This window comes from Paenibacillus sp. UNC499MF (assembly GCF_900107975.1).
In the GTDB taxonomy this organism is placed as follows: Bacteria; Bacillota; Bacilli; order Paenibacillales; family NBRC-103111; genus Paenibacillus_F.
This window is the reverse complement of the sequence record NZ_FNVF01000002.1, coordinates 129,232-149,754: the sequence shown is the minus strand read 5'-3', so window position 1 is coordinate 149,754 and position 20,523 is coordinate 129,232. Positions and strand designations below refer to the sequence as shown.

At 54.7% G+C, this 20,523-nt stretch carries 17 protein-coding genes; 6 read left to right on the top strand and 11 right to left on the bottom strand.

Annotated features, from left to right (window positions below):
- Window positions 1-4 precede the first annotated feature (4 nt).
- The 7 genes from C4S74_RS05805 to C4S74_RS05770 all read right to left on the bottom strand — a co-directional run bounded on the left by C4S74_RS05805 (window position 5) and on the right by C4S74_RS05770 (window position 8,446).
- On the bottom strand, window positions 5-1,351 hold the full coding sequence (locus tag C4S74_RS05805; protein WP_103994408.1) for a glycosyl hydrolase family 8: 1,347 nt from the start codon (window positions 1,349-1,351) through the stop codon (window positions 5-7).
- Window positions 1,352-1,716: 365 nt separating this feature from the next.
- Window positions 1,717-2,097: a hypothetical protein gene (locus C4S74_RS26820; protein ID WP_146065478.1), complete on the bottom strand. Its 381-nt coding sequence runs from the start codon at window positions 2,095-2,097 to the stop codon at window positions 1,717-1,719.
- Window positions 2,098-2,142: 45 nt separating this feature from the next.
- Window positions 2,143-2,868 (bottom strand): hypothetical protein, encoded by a 726-nt coding sequence (locus tag C4S74_RS05795; RefSeq protein ID WP_103994406.1) that lies wholly within the window; start codon window positions 2,866-2,868, stop codon window positions 2,143-2,145.
- Window positions 2,869-3,373: 505 nt separating this feature from the next.
- Window positions 3,374-4,429: an ABC transporter substrate-binding protein gene (locus C4S74_RS05790; RefSeq protein WP_103994405.1), complete on the bottom strand. Its 1,056-nt coding sequence runs from the start codon at window positions 4,427-4,429 to the stop codon at window positions 3,374-3,376.
- A gap of 512 nt (window positions 4,430-4,941) precedes the next feature.
- On the bottom strand, window positions 4,942-5,154 hold the full coding sequence (locus tag C4S74_RS05780; RefSeq protein ID WP_016423834.1) for a helix-turn-helix transcriptional regulator: 213 nt from the start codon (window positions 5,152-5,154) through the stop codon (window positions 4,942-4,944).
- 171 nt (window positions 5,155-5,325) lie between these two features.
- Window positions 5,326-7,038, bottom strand: a complete 1,713-nt coding sequence (locus tag C4S74_RS05775; RefSeq protein WP_103994403.1) for a (Fe-S)-binding protein — start codon at window positions 7,036-7,038, stop codon at window positions 5,326-5,328.
- A complete protein-coding gene (locus C4S74_RS05770) occupies window positions 7,031-8,446 on the bottom strand; it encodes an FAD-linked oxidase C-terminal domain-containing protein (protein WP_103994402.1) in 1,416 nt (471 codons plus the stop codon). Before C4S74_RS05770 ends, C4S74_RS05775 begins: the two co-directional genes overlap by 8 nt.
- 203 nt (window positions 8,447-8,649) lie before the next feature.
- On the opposite strand from C4S74_RS05770, the gene C4S74_RS05765 reads away from it, so the two are divergent.
- Both C4S74_RS05765 and C4S74_RS05760 read left to right on the top strand, forming a co-directional pair.
- A complete protein-coding gene (locus C4S74_RS05765; RefSeq protein ID WP_103994401.1) occupies window positions 8,650-9,381 on the top strand; it encodes a FadR/GntR family transcriptional regulator in 732 nt (243 codons plus the stop codon).
- A 269-nt stretch (window positions 9,382-9,650) separates the two neighbouring features.
- Window positions 9,651-10,745, top strand: a complete 1,095-nt coding sequence (locus C4S74_RS05760; RefSeq protein WP_103994400.1) for a glycosyltransferase family 2 protein — start codon at window positions 9,651-9,653, stop codon at window positions 10,743-10,745.
- A gap of 223 nt (window positions 10,746-10,968) precedes the next feature.
- Here C4S74_RS05760 and C4S74_RS05755 read toward each other — a convergent pair whose 3' ends face one another.
- The 3 genes from C4S74_RS05755 to C4S74_RS05745 form a co-directional block, all read right to left on the bottom strand.
- The gene (locus tag C4S74_RS05755; protein WP_181024321.1) at window positions 10,969-12,417 is read right to left on the bottom strand and encodes an amidase family protein; all 1,449 of its coding nucleotides are present in this window, start codon (window positions 12,415-12,417) and stop codon (window positions 10,969-10,971) included.
- 177 nt (window positions 12,418-12,594) lie between these two features.
- A complete protein-coding gene (locus tag C4S74_RS05750; protein WP_103994398.1) occupies window positions 12,595-14,109 on the bottom strand; it encodes a glycosyltransferase family 2 protein in 1,515 nt (504 codons plus the stop codon).
- A gap of 125 nt (window positions 14,110-14,234) precedes the next feature.
- Entirely contained in the window at window positions 14,235-14,456 is a 222-nt protein-coding gene (locus tag C4S74_RS05745; RefSeq protein ID WP_103994397.1) for a bacteriocin-type signal sequence, read from the bottom strand.
- Window positions 14,457-14,640: 184 nt separating this feature from the next.
- On the opposite strand from C4S74_RS05745, the gene C4S74_RS05740 reads away from it, so the two are divergent.
- From C4S74_RS05740 to C4S74_RS05725, 4 genes are all read left to right on the top strand, one after another.
- On the top strand, window positions 14,641-16,827 hold the full coding sequence (locus tag C4S74_RS05740) for a peptidase domain-containing ABC transporter (RefSeq protein WP_258042401.1): 2,187 nt from the start codon (window positions 14,641-14,643) through the stop codon (window positions 16,825-16,827).
- Window positions 16,828-17,284: 457 nt separating this feature from the next.
- Window positions 17,285-17,767, top strand: a complete 483-nt coding sequence (locus C4S74_RS05735; protein ID WP_103994396.1) for an Lrp/AsnC family transcriptional regulator — start codon at window positions 17,285-17,287, stop codon at window positions 17,765-17,767.
- 1 nt (window position 17,768) lies between these two features.
- A complete protein-coding gene (locus C4S74_RS05730) occupies window positions 17,769-18,392 on the top strand; it encodes a chromate transporter (protein ID WP_103994395.1) in 624 nt (207 codons plus the stop codon).
- Window positions 18,392-18,937, top strand: coding sequence for a chromate transporter (locus C4S74_RS05725; protein WP_374755396.1), 546 nt, complete (start codon window positions 18,392-18,394; stop codon window positions 18,935-18,937). Before C4S74_RS05730 ends, C4S74_RS05725 begins: the two co-directional genes overlap by 1 nt.
- A 217-nt stretch (window positions 18,938-19,154) precedes the next feature.
- Here C4S74_RS05725 and C4S74_RS05720 read toward each other — a convergent pair whose 3' ends face one another.
- Complete coding sequence (locus tag C4S74_RS05720) at window positions 19,155-19,952, bottom strand: NAD(P)-dependent oxidoreductase (protein ID WP_103994810.1); 798 nt, start codon at window positions 19,950-19,952, stop codon at window positions 19,155-19,157.
- Window positions 19,953-20,523: the final 571 nt, after the last annotated feature.

Genomic DNA, 20,523 nt, shown 5'->3' with positions numbered 1-20,523 from the left:
TCGATTACGGCGTCCACCAGTTGCCGGACACCATAATCATGCTGAGCACGCGAATGCTGTTGTCGTAATAGTAGCTGTCGGAGGTCGGCGAGTTCACGATATCGCTCCACACCTTGTTCAGCCACGTCTGGTTGGACGAATCTACCATCGCACTGACGGCAAAAGGCGCGGTGAACGCGATCGCGTGATCCGCCTCGAGCACCTTGCCGTTAAGCTCGTAACCCGAAGCGATCTTGGCCGGGTTGCCCCCGGTTGCGGACTGGATCCAGCTGTTCATTTTGCGGACCTGGCTCAATGCCCGGGTATCCCCGCTTATGAGGTAATCCGTTGCGATCCGCCAAGGCGTCCGGCAGGAGTTCCAGCTGTAGTCGTTATCGGTCGTTTCCTCCAGATAACCTTCCGGTGCCGGCGCGTAAGTGCCGTTCGTTTTGCGCACGATGAAATCCGGAAGCAGCCCCGTATTCGGGGAGTTGTTCTGGAACACCGTATTGATTACGTTGTAAGTCGTGTCCGTCACTTTATCCCAGTTCGCATTGCCCGTGGCGGCCTTGAACGCCTTGAGATGATTCAGCATAAAATCGGACGCGCGTGTGCCCGGACCGAATTCGGGATCGCTGTCGGAGGCCCAATCGCCCATCTTCAGATGGAAATATTTCGCGTGCACTTCACGCTTCATGATGGCGTTGATGATTTTCACGGCTTCGCTCTTGTAGTTCACTGTCCCCGAGCTGCCCCACTGCTTGTCGGCAAGCAGCAGCGCATACGCGATATCCATATCACCGTCCGTAGCCGCATCGCTGCCCGAAGTGTCCACGATATTGCCTGACGAATCCTTCGCCTGCTGCCACGCCATCAGAGCCGGATCGATCGAACTCGGGTGGGCTTTATAAAACCGGTACAAGCCGTCGAAATACGTCTGGGCGTCGGCATCGTGACCCGCCATATACGCGGTGATCAGCATGCCGTACCCGTGGCCTTCCGAGCAGGAAACGACGTCCTTCGGTTTCGTGACGATTTTTTCTTTATTATAAAATACGTAGTACTGGTTTGAAATTTTCGGATGCTTGACGAGGTATCTGGATTTCCATTCGTCATATTTCGTTTTGACCTGCTGATCGAGCTGGGCTTGGGTATAATTGTTCGGTTTGATCGTGCCGGACGTATACGAGACATGCTGAGGGAACGGTTTCAGGGCGGCAGCCGCGGCTGTGTTAACAGCCTGACTTTGTACCAGGGTATCTCCCGAAGCCGATGCGGCCGGTACACCTTGTGCTCCCGCCATAACCGGAGCGGCCACCAGGCTGCATAGCAAACAAGCGGATGCGGTGAATCCCAGTAATGTTTTTTTCATCGTTCATTCTCCTCTCTGATTTGCACTGCGTATGAATCGGACCAGCAAAATCCCCGCCCTTGTCGCGCGGGCCACCACCTCCCGGAACGCATCGGCCGACCACACTCCACAGTCTGGTCTCTAAAGTTAAAGCGCTTTAACTTTCGGCCGTAAAAAAACAGCTGTCCTTACCTGACCCAACAAATTCGTGAACGAAATTGCGTTTTTCAGAGTAATGCGGCAGCTGCGGCGTTTTCATCTCAAGTAAAACTATAAGCGCTTTCAATTTCCTTGTCAACCATAAATTGGGTTTAATTCGGAATTCTTTTGTTGGACGAATTGTCAAGCTAAGTGCGACAGTTCTTCAATAGGTACAGAAAGCGTCCTTAAAGCGTTTTTTGACAAAAGCATTCCGGTTCTGACACCATATACCTACCGGTCAATTTCATCAAAAAGAACCTTCCTCCAAGGAAAGGTTCTTTTCGATCACCGCGCACGCTTATAAGGCCGTGTCCAGCAAAGACGCGAGTCTGCATCTTCTTGTCAGAATTAAATCGGCGCATTAGGGTCACAAACAACCGGTAGCCTGCATACCCGAGCAGAACGCCAGCAAAATTCAGCACATCGTTCACGTCTACTCTCGGATATCCTGCTCGGATAAGCAGGGAAAGCTGCAATTGGGTGCCTTCAATGACACGCTCAACATGATTCCCGTCTAGAGCATATCTTAAAGCTGAGCTTCCACATAGAAAAGGCAGCACCAGCACGATATTACTTCTCTGGTTAATCTCACAGGAGTGCTGCTTTTATCTTTATTTTATTCTAAAATATTTATTGATTTCTTTTTCATCTGCTGCTTTCTTAATAAGAGATTTTATAATTTGATTATCTTCTTTATGAAGATCTTTCCATTGTTCAGAAGTTAAATTCGTGGATTGTCCTGTGCGAGAATCATTTTGGCTAGAAAATGTCACTTTTCGTAAAGCTGGCTCGAGTTCATTAGATCCACTATCTATATCTTCTAATATATAGGGAATTGCAGGTGCCCCTAGCTCAACAAGTTTATTATTCTTCCACTCTGAAGATTCATTAGCATTTAAAATTTGTTGTACTTTACCGGGAACTGACTGCAAATGAAGTTTCCACGAGCGTACAAACTCCTCAGCATCCGACCACTTGTATTCCCCTTTCTTTAAATTAACTTTAGCAATTTCTTCAGCTGCTATAGCTAGAATATATTTATCGAGCCCAAATTTATTACCTTCCGTTATGCGTTCCTCAATAACCGGTAGTGCTGAATATCCTGTCTGGACAATGCGAGCGTACTCTTTGTTGTTTTTTATGAAGGAATAAGGATTTGAACTCAGGCCTAACTCCGAGTCTTCCTGAAGAAGTCTGCTGATTTCTTTATTCATATCATCGAGATTAATATATACTTTTGATGATATTGACGCTGTACTAGGCTGATTAAAAATTAAAAATGAGAATATTCCTATCAATAACCCTAGAACTGGGCTTAACAATCCAATCTTTCTCATCAGACCTCTCCTTAGTAATAATATTGAACTGCCGGACCATAACCAGGCGAACTATTATAAGGACTTAAAGAATAGGTATCTACGATCTCTAACGGACCCCATTTTGATGCAGTGGATGTGCTACTCGTTACCTTGGCGATATGGCCTACATTATTTAGCGTTCCATATACAATTAATTTCGGCGGATTACTAGGCGGACCGTTATTTGTGCTGCTATACCCAAACTGGTTTAATACGCTTGTCATTTCGGAAGCACTCGGGTTACTCCCCCCCCAAGGCCAAATCGTAGCAGTTGTTACTCCAAGCACGTATGCTAAACAATTATATTTTGTGTCGTTTGAGCCCTTATATATATAAAAGCCAACGTTACTTCTCAAGTGCTCCTGATAATATTCAATGGGCCTAACATACGGGCCACTATTAGCTAAAGCAGAAGCAGATATATAAGTTATACATGCAACTAACAGGACTATAATTGGATACTTAATGTTTTTTAACATACTCATCATCCTTCCTGCTTCGAATACAGACTGACATTTCCTCTTAGTTCGGGATGAAAAAACTCAACTAACATGATAAGATCATTTCTTAGCGAACTCACTGAACCGAATAAAATCGGCAATTCCAGCACTTGTTTTTGCTTTACTGCATTTAAATTGTTCCATTCGGGTCGTTCTTGTATTTTTTTGTACAGACCGGCACTTTGTTTCTCTAAATGCCCTGATATTAAGATATGGCTGGGATTTGCCATGATTATATCATCCGGCTTAATAGGAATATTGTAAGGATTTAGCCTTGAATCGTTACGAGTAATATTATTTCCACCCGCTAGTTTAAGCATTTCATCTTCAAGAGTTATAGGTCCTAGTGCATAATACTGCTTAATTTCTCCAAATTCTATAGAAATATTATGTTCCCAATAAACTGTTTTCCTTTGTAATGGAGCTACGGCCTTCTCAACTAACTCAACTGTAGACCGTAACTGCTCGGATATCCTGGATGCTTCTGACTGATGATTCATTATATTTCCGATAGTAATCATTTCATCGGTAATTTTCTTAAGTGTCGATTGATCGGAAACATAAGTATGGATGCCTAAGCTAAGCAGATATCGGGCATTTTTGCAGTCACCCTCTAGCAGGTATCCCTGGGACATTATAATTACAAGATCAGGTTTAAGTTCGGCTGCTATTCTCCTCTCTGTTTCATGATCAGCCCCTCCTATGCCTTTACCTTCAAACAGGATATACTCACCAGTCCCTCCAATCTCCTCAATGAATTCCTTTTCCCATTGACTCTGAATAACAATCCGATCCGGCTTTTTTGCGAGATTAATTTCTAAACCGCAAGCATCCGACATTTTTATTGGATAAGGGGTCTTAGGTGAAGGGGGATGTGAACTGACCGCACTATCGTACGTTGAACACCCCACCAATAAGCAAATAAGCAGCAATGTAAAAAAATATCTTACGCAGTTAAAAAACCTTTCTGAAAGCTGTAAAAATTCGAAAACTACACTCTCCTTCCCTACTACAAATTTAAAGAAAATCCCTTTAATCATTATACTGTATATGTAAATTCGATTAAATATTAACTTTAATTCTTTATGTTTCCTTTAGGGATAAGATCTTGTGTGCCATTTCATATAAGAACGCTTTCAAATTTTCTTTCACTCGTAGAATCGGGTTTTATCGGGACTTCTTGTGTGAATCGGCCGGACATGGAAAGCAATCAAGTTCCTCTAATCTTTGTCATCCGGAAGAGCTTCCAAAGATACCACTTCGACGAGGTCGGTAAAGGAGATCCCGTAACAAACTGTGGCTATATAAGCGGATTCGTTAAACGCCTCCGCTTTATGCGCATACCTCTTGGCTTGTCCTTTGTATCCCAAAGAATCGTAAAGCTTTGAAGTTCTGTTATATTCAATAGCCTGATTAAGAAGCCGGACACACAATTGCAGCGTATTCTCCAATTCTTTCGAACCTCCAATAAATGGGATTTGTAAACAAGTTCATCATACATGTTTTGTATAGTTATGTCTATACATATTAACCGGAGAAGAGCCGACTAGGCTCATCCTTCATGGAATTCGTAAAGCTCCTCCATATGGCAGTCAAGAGTGAAAGCGACTGTGGCGGCCGCATCGAAAGACATCTTCTCCCGATCGTTGACCCAGTTGGAGATTTGATGCCTCGAATAGCCCGTCCTCCGTGCCAATTCAGCCTGTTTCATCCCGGCCCTTTGAAGCAGCAGCCTAAGTCGGCAGTTCCCGCGGGTGTATGCCAACCTTTATTTCTCCCCTCAGTAATTCATGATGTTGGGTTCATTGTATCATTCACGTCATTAATAAGTAAGCGTGCCGACGGCATTTCGGCAAAGATAACAGGCAACGAATCGCAGCAGAAAAAAAGAAAAACCCTTCTCTATAAGCGAAGGGTTTAAAAATTGCAGACGGCCTTATCTGTCCCCGAGCAGCCGCTCATGGAGAAAATCAACGACATGCATGACCTTCATGCTGCCGTCCCCGTGACGCTCGTTGCCCAGCTTCATTTGAAGCAGGCAGCCGGGATTGCTCGTCAGCAGATACCGGGCGTCTGTGGCGTTGGCGTGGACCATTTTGTGATCGAGAATCTGATTGGCCATATCCGGCTGAGTCAGATTATAGATTCCCGCCGAACCGCAGCAGCGGTCGGCTTCGAACATCTCCACGTACTCGACGCCCGCCACCTGCCGCATGAGCTTGCGCGGAGCGTCGGAAGAGCGCATCACATTGCGCAGATGGCAGGAGTCCTGGTACGTGATGCGCACGGAAGGCGCTGCCGCGGCAGGTCCCGCAGGCGGCTGCGCCTGTGCAAGCGCGTCTCGCGGGGCCGTGCCCCCCGCCGGTGCGGCCGCCCTGTCCGCGCAGGCCGCCACCGTTTCCGCCTGCGCGGCCGCGTCGTCGATGGCCGCGAGCTCGGCGCCGATGTCCGCGGGAGCGGCAGACGTGCCGCCGCCAGCGGCTGCCGGCCAGCCCGGTGCGGCCGCGGGAGCGCCCGGTGCGCCGGCTGCGCCTGCGGACGTGCGCGCTGCGGTGGCGTCAGCCTGCGCCGCAGAGGCCGCGGCCTGCGCCGCAGCTGCTCCGCTGCCCCCGCCGGCCGCGCATACACCCGCAGCGGGAGCACCCTGCCCGCCTGCGGCAAGAGCCCAGCCCTGCTCGGCGAATTTCGGCACACGGCCGAAGTTGACGAGCAGGTCGCTGACGTCCTTGACGCGGGCGGCAAACCACGCCGCGTCGTCCTTCCACTGCGCGTCCTCGTGCAGCAGATGGTCGTACTCCGTCAGGATGGCTCCGCAGCCCCCCGCGTTGGAGACGATATAATCCACGCCGGCTTCCCTGAAGGCGCGGATGTTACCGCGGGCGAGCGAACGCGCCCCGTCCGCTTCTCCGCTGTGCGCGTGAAGTGCGCCGCAGCAGTTCTGCGTCTCGGGGATGACCACTTCGAAGCCCGCTTGCGTAAGCAGCTCAACCGTGTGGACGTTCGTGTCCGTGAACATGACGTCCATGAGGCAGCCCCGGAAAAGTCCCACGGTCGCGATCTTGGCTCCCACAGCCGGGTGAGAGCTCCCGATCCGCTCGATCACACCGCGCGAGGACGCTTCCGGCAAAATCTGCTCCATTTCCCTCATATGGTCCGGGAAGAGCTTCATGATGCCGGTGCCCCGCGCGATTTTCTGCAGCCCCGAGCGCTGGTACAATCCAAGCGCTCCCCCTAGCAGCTTCATCCGGTTCTGCTTTGGAAATACGGCCTTGAACGCCGTGCGGCGGGCGAGCTTGACCCAGCCGCGGTGGCTGTCCGTATGATCCTCAATCGCATCGCGCGCCTGCTCGATAAGCTGCCCGTACTTCACGTCGGCCGGGCAGGCCGGCTCGCAGGCCCGGCAGCCCAGGCAGTGGTTCATCTGCTCTTCGAATGCGGCGTCCGGGGCCATAATCCCGTCGGCGACCGCCTTCATAAGCGCGATACGGCCGCGCGGGGATTCCGCTTCGATGCCCGTTTCGCGGAACGTCGGGCAGGCCGGAAGACAGAAGCCGCAGCGCATACAGTTGGTCAGCTGGTCCTCGTCCAGGCGGAGCTTCAGCTTCTGTGCCAGAGGATTGCTCGTGGTGCATGTCGCTTTCTCAGCCACGGTCGATCACCACCCTTTTACGCGATTCTTTAGCGAAAACTTTACCGGGATTGAGAAGGTTAAGCGGATCGAACGCCTGCTTGATCCCCTTCATGACCTCAATGCCCGCCGCGCCTACTTTCCACTCCAGGAAAGGGGCTTTGACCAGGCCGACTCCGTGTTCCCCGGTAATCGTACCCCCGAGCTTAATCGCCGCTTCGAAAATTTCCTCGAAAGCGGCCTCCACCCGGTGAACCTCCTCCGGATCGCGCGCATCCGTCGTCGCCGTCGGATGAAGGTTTCCGTCGCCCGCATGGCCGAACGTACAGATGGTGACGTTATGCTTCTTCGCGATCCGGTTGATCTCCATCACCATATCGGCGATTTTGGAGCGAGGCACCGTCGCATCCTCCAATATCGTCGTCGGACGCAGCCTTGCAAGCGCGGTGAATGCGCTGCGTCTTGCCGTCAGCAGCTTCAGCGCTTCCTCTTCGTCTGCCGCAACGGCGATGCGGGCCGCGTTTTCGCTCCGGCATATGTTCTCGATCAGCGCGATATCCCGCTCCACCGTGGCGGGGTCGCCATCCTGCTCGATCAGCAGAATCGCTTCCATATCGAGAGGCAGCCCCAGCTTGGCGAAATCATCGACTACCCGGATCGTCGGATTGTCGAGAAATTCAAGCGTGGCCGGAATGATCCGGTTCTCGATAATTTTCGAAACGGTGCGCGCCGCCCCGTACAAATCTTTGTACATCGCCAGCATCGTCTTTTTCGCCTTCGGCGGCGGAATCAGCTTCAGCGTCGCTTCCGTAATAACGGCCAGCGTCCCTTCCGATCCGACGAGCAGTTTCGTGAGGTCATAGCCCGCCACGTCTTTCATCAGCTTGCCGCCGGTGCGGATAATTTCCCCGTTCGGAAGCACCGCTTCAAGGCCGATGACGTAATCCTTCGTCGTGCCGTATTTCAAACCGCGCAGCCCGCCCGAGCATTCGGCAATGTTGCCGCCGATCGTCGAGATGGACATGGAACTAGGGTCCGGCGGGTAAAAAAGTCCCAAAGACTCCACATGGGTGATAAACTGCTTCGTATTCAGGCCCGGCTGCACCACAGCCGTCAAATTTTCCAGATCAACCTCCAGAATACGGTTCATCCGGTGCATCACCATAACGACTCCGCCCTGCACAGGCACGGTTCCCCCGCACAAATTCGTACCCGAACCGCGGCTGATAAGCGGCACCCGGTGCTCGTTCAGCACCTTCATAATTTCCGACACCTGCGCGGTATCGGCCGGATAAATCACGCCGTCCGGCAGCGACTGGAGCATCGGCGTCCCGTCGTAGGAATGGGTCACGAGCGACTGGGGATCGTCTTTGAACCCTTCCCCGCCCGCAATGGCGATCAATTTTTGTCTGACTTGTTCGTTCAGCAAATTCAGCACCCCTTTTACAAAATCGGCCCGCTCTTGAAACCGTCTTCATTTCCAGGCGGGTCCCCTGAAAGATATCGTTCAAATAAACTAACATTCCGGATAATAGATCAGGTCATCTGATGACTTTATTTACAATTAAGTATACACTAAAATTAATCGACCGGAAGACGGAAAATAAATTTTTTAATACGGGGGCTTAACATATGGACATAAATACGAACGGACGGCCGCTTAAAAGTCACGAATGGGTATTGAACGATCTTCGTAAGCAGCTGGAGGAAGGGAAGCTCGCGGTCGGCGACCGCCTCTCTTCCGTAGTGGACCTTGCCGCGCAATACGGCGTGGGCCGCTCCACGATCCGTGAAGCGCTCAGCGTCCTGAAGGCTATGGGCCTGCTCGATATCCGGCAGGGCGGCGGCACCTTCGTCAAGGCGCTGCCCTCCGAGCCCCCGCACCCGGGCCTGCTGCACCCCGAATGGGTCGGCCGGGCCGAATCGCTGCGGCATATCCTGGAAGTCCGGCGCGTGCTGGAGACCGGCTGCGCTTCTCTTGCCGCCGTCAGCCGGACGGAGGCCGATCTCGCCGCGCTCGCGGGTACCCTGCGCAGCATGGAGGAGCATCTCGGCGACGAAGCTTTGAGCGAGCAGGCGGATGTCCGCTTCCACGAGCAGATTGCGGCCGCTACGCACAATCCCGTGCTGGCCGATCTGATGGCGTCGCTTTCGCAGAAGCTGCACGACAGCATGAAAGACACGCGGGCGCTCTGGTTTTATGCCGAACGCTCGTCGGCGGAACGTCTGCTGCGCGAGCATCAGGCCATTTTCGACGCCATACGCTCCCGGCAGCCGCAGGATGCTTCCGCACGGATGGAGCAGCATATCACCAAGGTAGAGCAGGTGCTGGGCGAAAAAGGCGCCGATGTTTCGTCCCGGTAAACCTGTTTATCGGGTTTTGGGTTCGAATTGGGGGTTCGGATTCAGGTTCCAGTTCCATTCCGGTTCCCGGTGCGGTTCGGGTTCGGGTTCGGGTTTAGATCAGCTCCCGCTGCCGCTGATCTAAACCGCAACCCACCGGATCAAGCGAATCCTTTACTTACCCTTCCTTTTTCCGCGCCGCCCGGCATCTGCCCCGGCAGGCGGACAGCCCGTCACCCCTTCCTCCAAGCTGAATAGGATGCTGTAAGCAACCTTCGGGAGGGATTTTTTTGCCTACCATCAGCCTTTGTATGATCGTGAAGAACGAGGAAGACCATATCGGGCGCTGCCTCGCGTCCGTGGCGGATCTCGCCGACGAGATCGTCATCGTGGATACGGGCTCCACAGACAGAACGGTCTCTATCGTACGGGAATATACGGACCGCATCTATCATTTCCGGTGGATCGATGACTTCGCCGCCGCCCGCAATTATTCGTTCAGCCTGGCCGAAAAAGAGTATATCCTCTGGCTGGACGCGGACGACGTATTCGAAGAGCCGGACCGGATCAAGTTCGCCGCGCTCAAAAGAACCCTCGATTCCTCCGTCGATGCGGTGAATATGAATTATAACCTCGCTTTTGACGAATTCGGCCAAGTCTCCGCCAGCATACGGCGCAACCGGCTCGTCAAGAAAAGCCGCGGCTTTCTCTGGCACGGGCCCGTGCATGAATATCTGGAGGTCCGCGGCAACGTCCGGACGGCGGATATCGCCGTCACCCACCGGGCCTTGCACCACGACAGCGGACGCAACCTGCGCATCTATGAAAACAGGCTGGCCCAGGGGGAAACTTTCTCCCCGCGGGATTTGTTTTATTTCGCGAATGAATTGAAAGACCACCGGTTATACAACCGGGCCATCCATTATTACGAAGAGTTTCTCGGCACCGGAAACGGCTGGATCGAGGACAATATCTCCGCATGCGGCAGGCTGGCGGACTGTTTTCACGCGCTGGGAGACGAGAAGCAGGAGCTGGACAGCGTGTTCCGCTCGTTCCTCTACGCCAGCCCGCGCGCGGAATTTTGCTGCCGTCTGGGCTATGTCTTTTTACGAAAAAGAGACTACCGCACCGCCGCTTACTGGTATGAGGCCGCTTTGCAGGCCGGAAAGCATACGGATTCATGGGCGCTGACCCATGTTGCCTGCTCGACCTGGCTCCCGCATTTGCAGCTTTGCGTCTGCTATGACCGGCTGGGCGAGCATGAGCTGGCGCACCGGCACAACGAGACCGTGCTGGAGTACCGCCCGGGCGACCGCCAGGCTTTGGCCAACAAAGCCTATCTGGAAGGCGTGCTGGCCGAAAATACGGAAACCCCCGCGGATTAACGCGGGGGTTTTGTTTGTTTTGCGGTGTGTGAGCAAGACCCGGATTAGTTTGCTTAAGGACGGAAGCCTCCCGCCCTTTGTATAAAGCGATGAGCCCGGCCCGCTCGGATAGTCCGGCGGTTGACCACCGTCATGTGACGCCGAGCACCATGTGCCGGGAGACTCTGGGGGCTTCTTGCGGTTCGGATAGTCGGGCCGCCTCGGCAGTTTACTATGTGAGCATTTACCCCAGAACCGGAGGCTTGCGCCGCGGACGGAGCTGTTCGAAGGCATAGGCCAGCTTGATAAGCACAGGCTCCGCAAAGGCTCCTCCCGTGAACATCACGCCGAAAGGCATCCCGCTCTCTAAGTAGCCTCCCGGTACGGCAATGGAAGGATATCCGGCTTTGGCCGCGATATCGTCGCCCGCCGTGTTCGGGAACAGAAGCGCATCGAGCTGATGCTTCTGCATCGCGAAGTCGATCCCTTCTGTACGGGACAGCCGGAGATCGGCCAGCCGGTGCAGCAGATAATCGGGTTCGGTCAGCCTGCCCGATGTGGCTTCCGAACGGATCAGCACCCCCTGCCCGTACTTCAGCGCTTCGTCCGCGTGTGCTTCGTTGAAGGCGATAAGCTCCTGCAGCGTATGCACCGGCAATCCTTCCGGAAGTCTGGCCAGATACGCATTGATGTCCGCCTTAAACTCGTAGAAAAGCACCTCCGAGCGGTGCCCGGACAGCTCCTCCAGCGAGGGAATCTCCACCGGATCGACGATGACCGCTCCCGCCTCCCGGATTTCCCGCAGGAGGCCCTCGAAAAGCTCCCGCTCTTCATCGGTGAGCGGGTCCAGGTGCTCGCTGCGCGGAACGCCGATCCGCGCGCCTTTCAGGCCGTCCTTGTCCAGATGGACGGTAAAGTCCGGCTCTTCCAGACCGGCCGCGCTGCCTGTGACCGCATCCCGCGGGTCGTACCCGCAGAGCACGCCCAGCAGCGCGGCGGCATCCGCCACCGTCCGGGCCATCGGTCCCGCGGTGTCCTGGCTGTGCGCGAGCGGAATGATCCCGCTGCGCGAAATGCGGCCCAGCGTCGGCTTGATGCCGACGACGGAGTTGTGGATCGCCGGGCTGAGAATGGAGCCCGACGTCTCGGTTCCGACGGCCGCCGTCGTGACGTCGATGGCGACGGCAGCGCCGCTTCCCGTGCTCGACCCTCCGGCGAACAGGTCCGCCCCGTAGGGGTTGAGCACCTGGCCCCCGCGGGAGCTGTAGCCGGAAATCATGTCATCGGCCATAAAATTGGCCCACTCCGTCATGTTCGCTTTGCCGAGGATAATCGCCCCGGCTTCTCTCAGCTTTTTGACAAGGAAGGCGTCTTCCCGGGCGTAATGATCCTTGAGCGCGATGGAACCCGCGCTTGTGTGCATGTTATCCGCCGTCTGAATGTTGTCCTTGAGCAGAACGGGAATGCCGTGAAGCGGACCCCGGACTTGGCCGAGCCGCCTTTGAGCGTCTGCCGCCTCCGCGAGATGCAGGGCGTCCGGATTCAGCTCCAGAACCGAATTAATGCCGGGTCCCTGCCGGTCGAATGCCGCGATCCGTTTCATATAATACCCGACCAGCTCAAAGGATGTGCATTCCCCCTGCTCCATGGCATGCTGCAGCTCTGCAATGGTCGCTTCCGTAAATAAACTCATGATGGCTCTCCCTCTCTTTTGCCTTCAGAATACTAGCCCGCCTGTTCCGCGGTACTCCACATAATTCCATTATCCCAGAGGGGAGAGCCTGCCCACAAGTGCAAGATTCGTTATACCAAAAAAGGCCCTGTACCGGCAGCCGGACCGCGGCACAGAACCTTTAGCGGGGATGCCCCGTCATCCTTCCAGAAAAGCGGCTATTTCGTCCTGCAGGCCGCCCAGCCTTTTCCGGAGATTTTGGAGAATTCTTTCGTCGGAAATTTGGGAGTAGAGATGGAAAGCACGCTTGTACTGCCCAGCCGCCATAAACATTTCCCCGAGCAGCTGGATGACATGATCGCTCCTCGGATGCAGGAGGGAATACGGATTTTCCAGCCGTTTGAGCCGGTTCAGCCCCGATTCGGCCCGGGTTACCAGATTCCCTGTCCCGTCCGTATATTCATGTAGCAGCAGATAGTACAGCCCGTCGGTGCATTCGGGATAAAGCGCGTTGATTTCTTCCGCCAGGGCATTCAGCGGCTCGTTATATTGAGGCCGGCTGTCCAGTATACCGGCAAGCAGCAGCAGACTGCGCAGATGAAAATGATCCGGCTCGGTACGCGTTCCCCGCAGCTGGAGTCCGGTGCGGATGCCTTCCACGATTTCATGATCGGGAAACCCCGCTTCCTGCTTCTCCCGTGCAAGAAAGTAGTGCCACCGGATGTTGTCCGGCTCTCTCGCCGCCATCTGCTCTTCCAGCCGGATATTGCGCTCGTGCTTGTTCTTCGCCTTGATCACCTGAGGCTCGTACCCGTCATGAGATAGGGTGAACTCCGTCATGAGATGCCGCAGATCCCCGCCTCTTTCGTCCATCTCCTTCCGCAGGTCTTCATGAATGACCCCGTAGTAGCGAAGCCCGTCTTCGCGGCGGAAAATCCGGCGGGTCAGCGTCAATTCCCCGCCGTCGTGATTGACGATTTTGGGCGAGACGACAAGCGCTTCGGCCGGACAATCGTAGAACAGCTGCAAAAAAGCTCTGAGCTCCGCTCCATCGCCGATCAGTGCCTCGTCCGCATCCAACTGGAAAATCCAGTCTCCCGCCGCCAGATCGTTCAGCCGGTTGCGGATTTCGGCAAAATCGTCCCGCCATTCCGCAAATTCGAGCCGGACGTGCGGGTATTCGCCGCGGATCAAGTCGACAGTGCCGTCGGTCGAACCCGTATCCAGGACGATGATCTCGTCGGCCAGCCCCCGGATACTGTCCAGGCACCGCGTGATGCACCGCTCTTCATTGAAGACGGGAATGACGACCGATATCGACGCCCGGCCCGGCCGGAGCAGGGTATCCTGCAGGTCCCCGTACCCGGTTTCGCCCAGCATGGCTAGCTCTTCACCCATGCCGGGCGGCTCTTCCCCGATGAGCGGGACAAGATCATCCGAGCATTCCCTCACCTTATCCAGCAGGGCAATGCGCTCTTCTATCAGGCGGAGCAGGTTCTCCTCCCCCGGGCCCGTACTAAGCGTTCGTTCGGTGCGGGGCGTCCCGGAGGGTGCAGTTCCCGCTCCCGATGAGCCGTATCCCTCTCCGGACGCGTCCTCCCCCGCCGGGTTCCGGGACATTCCCGCCGCATCCTGCAGCTTTTTATGTAAATGTTCAAAAAACGGAAGATTATACCTGTACCCTTCAAGCCGATCCCTTTCCTCGTTAGCCATCCTCCCGCTCCTCTCTGCCTTATCGGTCTTCCTCCCGGGTTCATTACCCGGCATGACGGAATGAAAACAGGGCCGGTTAACCCGGCCCCGCTCTTTTTCCACATTATTGCCTGATTATTTCCTGATTAGCAGTTGCTGTTCTTGGCCGGGTAAGGCGAGCAGCCTTTAGCCGGTTTGCTGTTGCCACCGGTTACATCGCCGAGTCCGCAGCCGAGGGGATTCGAGAAGAGGCCCCGTACGAAGTCAGCCGCCCAGCGCGCATGGTCTCTCCAGTCGCCGCCGTTGACGTCCATCATTTCGGTTTCATCCAGCTTGGTGAAAGAGTGATTACTTTTGAGTGTTTTCATTGTAAGTGCTCCTTTCCGAAGTAGGTTGAATAACCTCGTATTTATTTAACCCCCGGTTCTGAAATTTAATCGTTACTTGGGTATATTATCCATTTATTTATTGTTTTTTACTATTTAAAACTGTTATTAATCTGTCCGTTACGGGTTATTTAAAGATAAGAACCTGCTGTAGGAAGGCGTGATTGTGTTGAGCTTAAACCGAAAACCGGTTTGTATCCGGCAGCACGACCGGAAAGATTGTGCTCCCGCCTGCCTGGCTGCCGTAGCCCGCTATTACGGTCTGAAAATGCCGCTCTCCCTGATCCGCGAAGCTTGCGGTACGGATCATACGGGGACGAATGCCTACGGCATCGTGCAGGGGGCCGGAAAGCTCGGCTTCAACGCCGAAGCGGTAAAAGGAGACGCCCAGGCTCTGTTCGCAGGATTCGAGCTTCCGGCTATCGCGCATGTGGTCGACAAGGAAGTCCAGCATTATGTCGTAATCTACAAGATTACCGGGGAGAAGGTCCTCGCTGCCGACCCCGCCGAAGGAATGCGGACTTACAAAACGGAGGAATTTCTGAACTTGTGGACCGGCGTGTTAGTTCTGCTGACGCCCGGCGAACACTTCAAACCCGGCAGCCGGGTGACGGGCGCTGTGAAACGCTTCTTCCCTCTGCTCCGCAGCAACCGGAAGCTTCTCGCGCCGATTCTTGCCGCCTCGCTTCTCGTAACGGCGATCGGCATGGCCGGCGCTTTTTATTTTCAAATTCTGCTCGATACGATTATGGCCGAAAAGCTTCAAGGCACCCTCACGCTCGTCTCGGTCGGCGTTATTGTCCTGTATGCGGTTCAGACCCTGCTCGACTTCACGAGGAATCATCTGTTCCTATATCTCGCTCAGCGCATCGACCGCGGTCTTGTGCTTCAATATTACAATCACGTCATCTCGCTGCCGATGAGTTTTTTCAGTTCGCGCAAAACCGGCGAAATCACTTCCAGGCTGACCGACGCCTCCAACGTGCGGGACGCGCTCTCCGAAGCCTCCCTTCATATTGCGGTCGATTCCCTGACGCTCCTGATAGCGGCTGCCGTTCTTTATAACCAGAATCCGCTTCTCTTCGGCCTTACGCTGCTGCTCGTACCGGTTTATGTGCTGATCATGGGGGGATTCCGGGGGATTTTTGACCGCTATAACCGGAAAATGATGAACGAAAATGCCGAGCTGACTTCTTATGTCATCGAATCCATTAAAGGAATCGAGACCGTCAAAGCTTCCACCGCGCAAAAGGAGGTTAAAGAGACCGCACGGGCGAAATACGAAGCGTTTCTGGCTACGGCATTCAAGTACGGCCTGATGAACAACGTCCAGTCGGCCCTGAAGACGGCCCTCCAGCTTATAAGCGGTGTCGCCCTGCTGTGGATCGGCGCCAGGCAGGTGCTGGACGGGCAGATTACAGCCGGCCAGCTTATTACCTTCAACGTGCTCCTGGCCTATTTTCTAAGCCCGCTGCAGCGGCTGATCGACCTCCAGCCCGTGCTCCAGTCGGCCTATGTCGCCGCCTCCAGACTCGGTGAGTACATGGATCTGGCGCCCGAAAAAGAGCTTTCGCCGGATGAAACCGCCGTCTCCAAGGAAGATCTTGATCTGCGGGGGGATGTTCTGATCCGCAATCTTTCGTACCGGTACGGGAGCAGACCCCTTACGTTAAACGATGTAAGTCTGACGATCCGTGAAGGTTCCTCGACGGCGCTGGTCGGACCGAGCGGATCCGGCAAAACGAGCCTGCTTAAGCTGCTCATGAAATTTTACGAAGCCGAGCAGGGAAGCATTGCGATTGGCGGCCGCGATCTGCGCGAAATCCCCGCCGGTGTCCTTCGCAGCCGGATCGCGTATGTGCCGCAGGAAGCGTTTTTCTATCACGGCACGGTGTACGACAACTTGTGTCTGGGACTCGACCCCAAGCCTTCTCTGGCAGAAGTCGCGGAAGTGTGCAAGCAGGCGCAGATTCACGACTTTATCGCCTCGCTCCCCCGGCATTACGAAACGGTGCTGGAGGAGAACGGCTCCAACCTGTCGGGAGGCCAGCGCCAGCGGCTTTCGGTTGCCAGGGCGCTTATGAAGAAGCCCCACCTGCTTCTGATGGACGAAGCGACGAGCAGTCTGGACGCCGTCACCGAGAAGGCCGTTACCTCGCTGGTTGCCGGCCTCGGCATCACGACGGTGATGATCTCCCACCGGCTGAGCGGGGTCCGGCACTGCGACCGGATCTGCGTCATGGACGGGGGCCGTATCGTCGAGACCGGGAGCCATGACGAGCTTATGCGGCGGAGCGGCGCTTACAGCGCCTTGTGGAACAGCCAGTTTGCGGAAGCGCAGGCCGTTTTGTAAGAAGCGGGGCGGGAGATCCGGTTTTGCCGCCGGGTGTTTCCGGCCCGCTCTTTCATGCGGCGGCCTTTTTCCGGTCAAACTAAACGGACGCCGGCGGAATGGATACGGCCCCGAGCCCGGCCGATGGCGCGAAGCTTTGCGCTGCCCTATAACCACGTTACGGAATCGGCTGAGACGTGGTGACGGAATGACAGAGGCATAAACAAGAACCGGAAGAGCCGGAGGAACTGAATGAGGCTGAGAACTGAAAAAGGCGGCGAGCTGAAAAGCCTGAGAGCCGGAAACTCGGATGCTCGCCGCTCGGACAAATCCGGTTCCCTCTCCTGCGATAGTTCCGGAATTTTACAATAATATTTGAAATCGAAAGCAAATGCCTATATATTATTACATAACGAAATCATTTTGTTTATTAATCCGACACTTTGTATTTAAAACAAAAGAAAGGCAGGCGATCCGAATGAACATCCAAGAGCTTCCGGAAACCAAATCAGCGGGGATCGACGAAACCGACCGCAAAATTATCCGGGCCCTGAACGCCAACGGCCGCATTTCCTATACCGATCTGGCCAAAGACATCGGGCTGTCGCGTGTGGCCGTACAGGGACGCATACAAGCTTTGATGGAATCGGGAGTGATCGAACGATTCACCGCGGTCATCAATCCCGAGAAAATCGGAATCGGGGTCTCCGCCTTTTTTAACGTAGAGGTAGAGCCCAAGTTTCTGCACCAAGTGGCCGACGAGCTGGCGGAAGAGCCTTCGGTGACGAGCCTCTATCATATGACGGGCCCCAGTAAGCTTCATATGCACGGGCTTTTTACGAACCATCATGAGATGGAGCTGTTCCTTAGAGAAAAGCTGTACCCGCTGCCGGGCATTACGAGTGTGGACTGCCAGGTGCTGATCACCCGGTTCAAAAGCCGCATGGGAATGAGGTTGTAAAATGCGGCAGGCTTCCCGCGGGCGAAAGCCTTACTACGAACTGACCTCCGCAATGGTCAAAACCGGCATTCTCGGCTACGGCGGAGGCCCCTCCGTCATTCCTCTGATCCGCTATGAGGCCGTCAATCATTACGGCTGGATGGAGGACGAGGAGTTCGGCGAAATTCTGGCCTTGGCCAACGCCCTCCCCGGACCCATCGCGACGAAGATCGCCGCCTACCTCGGCTACCGGCAGAAAGGCACCCTCGGCGCTATCGTCGCCGTCATCGCGCATATTCTGCCTTCGTCGCTGGCGATGATCGCGCTGCTTTCCGTGGTCGGCTACTTGAGCAGCTCGACCGTGGTGCAAGGGATGATCGCCGCCGTCGTCCCGGTCGTGGCCGTGATGATCGGCCTGATGGCCTACGAGTTCGCCGAACGGGCCGTCAAAGGACTCGGCAAGCTTGCAGGCTTCGGTTTTTTCGCGCTGTCGCTGGTGATGCTTGAGGTCATCCATATCCACGCGGCGATTGTCATTATCGCCTTCCTTGCCTACGGCGCGTTTCATTATAAAGTCGTCCGCCGGCTGCGGAGCGGGCCGGGCAAACGCGGCACGCCGGATGACGGAAAAGAGGACCGTTCATGATGGAAGAGTGGCTGAACCTGTTCATCGGGTTTTTCGTCGCCAACGTTCTCGGTTACGGAGGAGGCCCGTCCTCCATTCCCCTCGTGTACCAGGAGGTGGTGACGCATTATCACTGGGCGGACGACCGCCAGTTTTCGAACATCCTCGCGCTGGGCAACACGCTGCCCGGACCGATCGCGACGAAGTTCGCCGCCTATGTCGGCTACGACGCCGCCGGCTGGATCGGACTGACCGTCGCCATAGCCGCCACCGTCGTTCCTTCGGCGGCTGCCCTGATCGTGCTTCTGAAGCTGCTTCAGAAGCACCGGCAGTCCTCCGTCGTGAAAGGCATGACGCTGCTCGTCCAGCCGGTCATCGCCGTCATGATGGTCGTGCTGACCTGGCAGATGGCGGAAGGCTCTGTCCGGTCCATCGGCATCTGGCAGTCGCTCGGCATTGCCGCCGTTGCGTATTGGGCCATGCAAAGGCGCAAAATTCATCCGGCGTTCGTGATCATTGCCGCGTTTGTCTACGGCGGCGTGGTGATCGGGCATTTCGGAATCTGAGGAACGGTTAGTTCCGTTTAAACAGTTGTCTGGCCGTAAGAATGGTCTGATTCCATTCGAGAAGTGAACCGCACGTCAGTCCCATCCATGCCCTAAGGCAGCGCAAACCCCCGGTATGCTTCATACCGGGGGTTACGTTTTGTCTGCATGCCTTTCGGACCTAGAGCCCGGTCGGGCTGCGGATACAGCTAAAGGCGCACGTAATATACCTTCCCCCCTATTCCTGGGAGGGCTTCTTATCCACGAAACTTCCTCCCTGAAAAGGGGTTTCGTCTTCCTTGATGTGCTCGCTTCGCTGCCGGGCTTCCTCCATCAGAACGGCGGAATCGTCCTGCGGATCGTAGCCGATCAACTCTTTTAAATAGCCGATATCGTAATAATTCCCCGTATTCGCCGACGTTCCGTAAAGAACGAGGTACTTCATCGACGCGTCCGCTTCAATGCAGCGCTCGGCAAGCTGCACCATATCCCGGGAAGAAATCCAGATGTGAGCCGAACGCTCGGAATGAGGGCGGTCATCGCCGGGAAAGTTGCCGATCCGCATGTTGAAGGAGGAAATACCGTACTTATCCGCGTACAAGCGTCCAAGCAGTTCGATATAACACTTGCTGAGTCCGTAAAAGCTGTCCGGCCGGTAAGGGTCCGTAACCTCCACATCGTCCCCGACCTTGTAAAACCCCGTCGCATGATTGGAGCTGGCGAAAATGACCCGCTTCACTCCGTTTTTGCGGGCGGCTTCATAGACATGGTAAGCGCCCGTCACGTTGACCGGCAGCACTTTCCCGAGGAAATCCTCGTTGTCCTTGGCCCAGGCGATATGCAGAATCGTATCCACGCCTTGCGTCAGCCGCTCCAGACGGTCGGCATCCGTCACATCCAGCGGAACGACTCCGGCCGCTTCATCAGCCTCCAGATCGGCCGCCGTGATGTCGTAGCGATCCAGGCTGCCCAGTCCTTCCAGCAGAGCGCTGCCGATTCTTCCCGACGCTCCCGTGATGAGAATTTTCCTTCTCACAGCCTTCTCCCCTTTCAAAAGACGTATACGGAAGGGCCCCGTCAGAAAGCGCATTCACGAAGTCTTCCCGTCCGTTTGGTACATCTTACCCCTGATGCAAGCACCGTAATCCCTTAAAGGCCGTTTATCTTTAACGGCACAACAGATTTCAGTTGAACAGGAGAAACAGCCGTTTCAAATAGCTGAATAAATCGTAAAAGCAGCGGCCTGGCCGGTGTTCCCAGCACCGGGCCGCTGATACAAGTAGCTATTTTTGTCTTGTTAAGTTTATAAACTTTCGCTCTAATTCTAGCAGACATCATACAGCTTTATAAAACTGTCTACCTGGACATATTGTTCAAGAAATAGGAAGAATTAGACCGAGAAAATAATGTCTTAGACTGACGAGGCATCATAACTAATGGGCAGGATAGCGCACCTGTAAGTATCGTGTATGATAAATGGGATTAAATTGAATAAATAAATTCTGATATACTATTGATATTAGAGGTACTGTGTTGTACGATGTACATGCAGGAGGTAGACGGGAAAGGCTGAACAGATATGTCGTATATAAAAAACAAACCCGTTA

Coding starts and splice junctions, on each gene's coding strand:
- C4S74_RS05805 (WP_103994408.1), bottom strand. CDS start 1,351: ATGAAAAAAACATTACTGGGATTCACCGCATCCGCTTGTTTGCTATGC.
- C4S74_RS05795 (WP_103994406.1), bottom strand. CDS start 2,868: ATGAGAAAGATTGGATTGTTAAGCCCAGTTCTAGGGTTATTGATAGGA.
- C4S74_RS05790 (WP_103994405.1), bottom strand. CDS start 4,429: ATGATTAAAGGGATTTTCTTTAAATTTGTAGTAGGGAAGGAGAGTGTA.
- C4S74_RS05765 (WP_103994401.1), top strand. CDS start 8,650: ATGGACATAAATACGAACGGACGGCCGCTTAAAAGTCACGAATGGGTA.
- C4S74_RS05755 (WP_181024321.1), bottom strand. CDS start 12,417: ATGAGTTTATTTACGGAAGCGACCATTGCAGAGCTGCAGCATGCCATG.
- C4S74_RS05750 (WP_103994398.1), bottom strand. CDS start 14,109: ATGGCTAACGAGGAAAGGGATCGGCTTGAAGGGTACAGGTATAATCTT.
- C4S74_RS05745 (WP_103994397.1), bottom strand. CDS start 14,456: ATGAAAACACTCAAAAGTAATCACTCTTTCACCAAGCTGGATGAAACC.
- C4S74_RS05735 (WP_103994396.1), top strand. CDS start 17,285: ATGAACATCCAAGAGCTTCCGGAAACCAAATCAGCGGGGATCGACGAA.
- C4S74_RS05730 (WP_103994395.1), top strand. CDS start 17,769: ATGCGGCAGGCTTCCCGCGGGCGAAAGCCTTACTACGAACTGACCTCC.
- C4S74_RS05725 (WP_374755396.1), top strand. CDS start 18,392: ATGGAAGAGTGGCTGAACCTGTTCATCGGGTTTTTCGTCGCCAACGTT.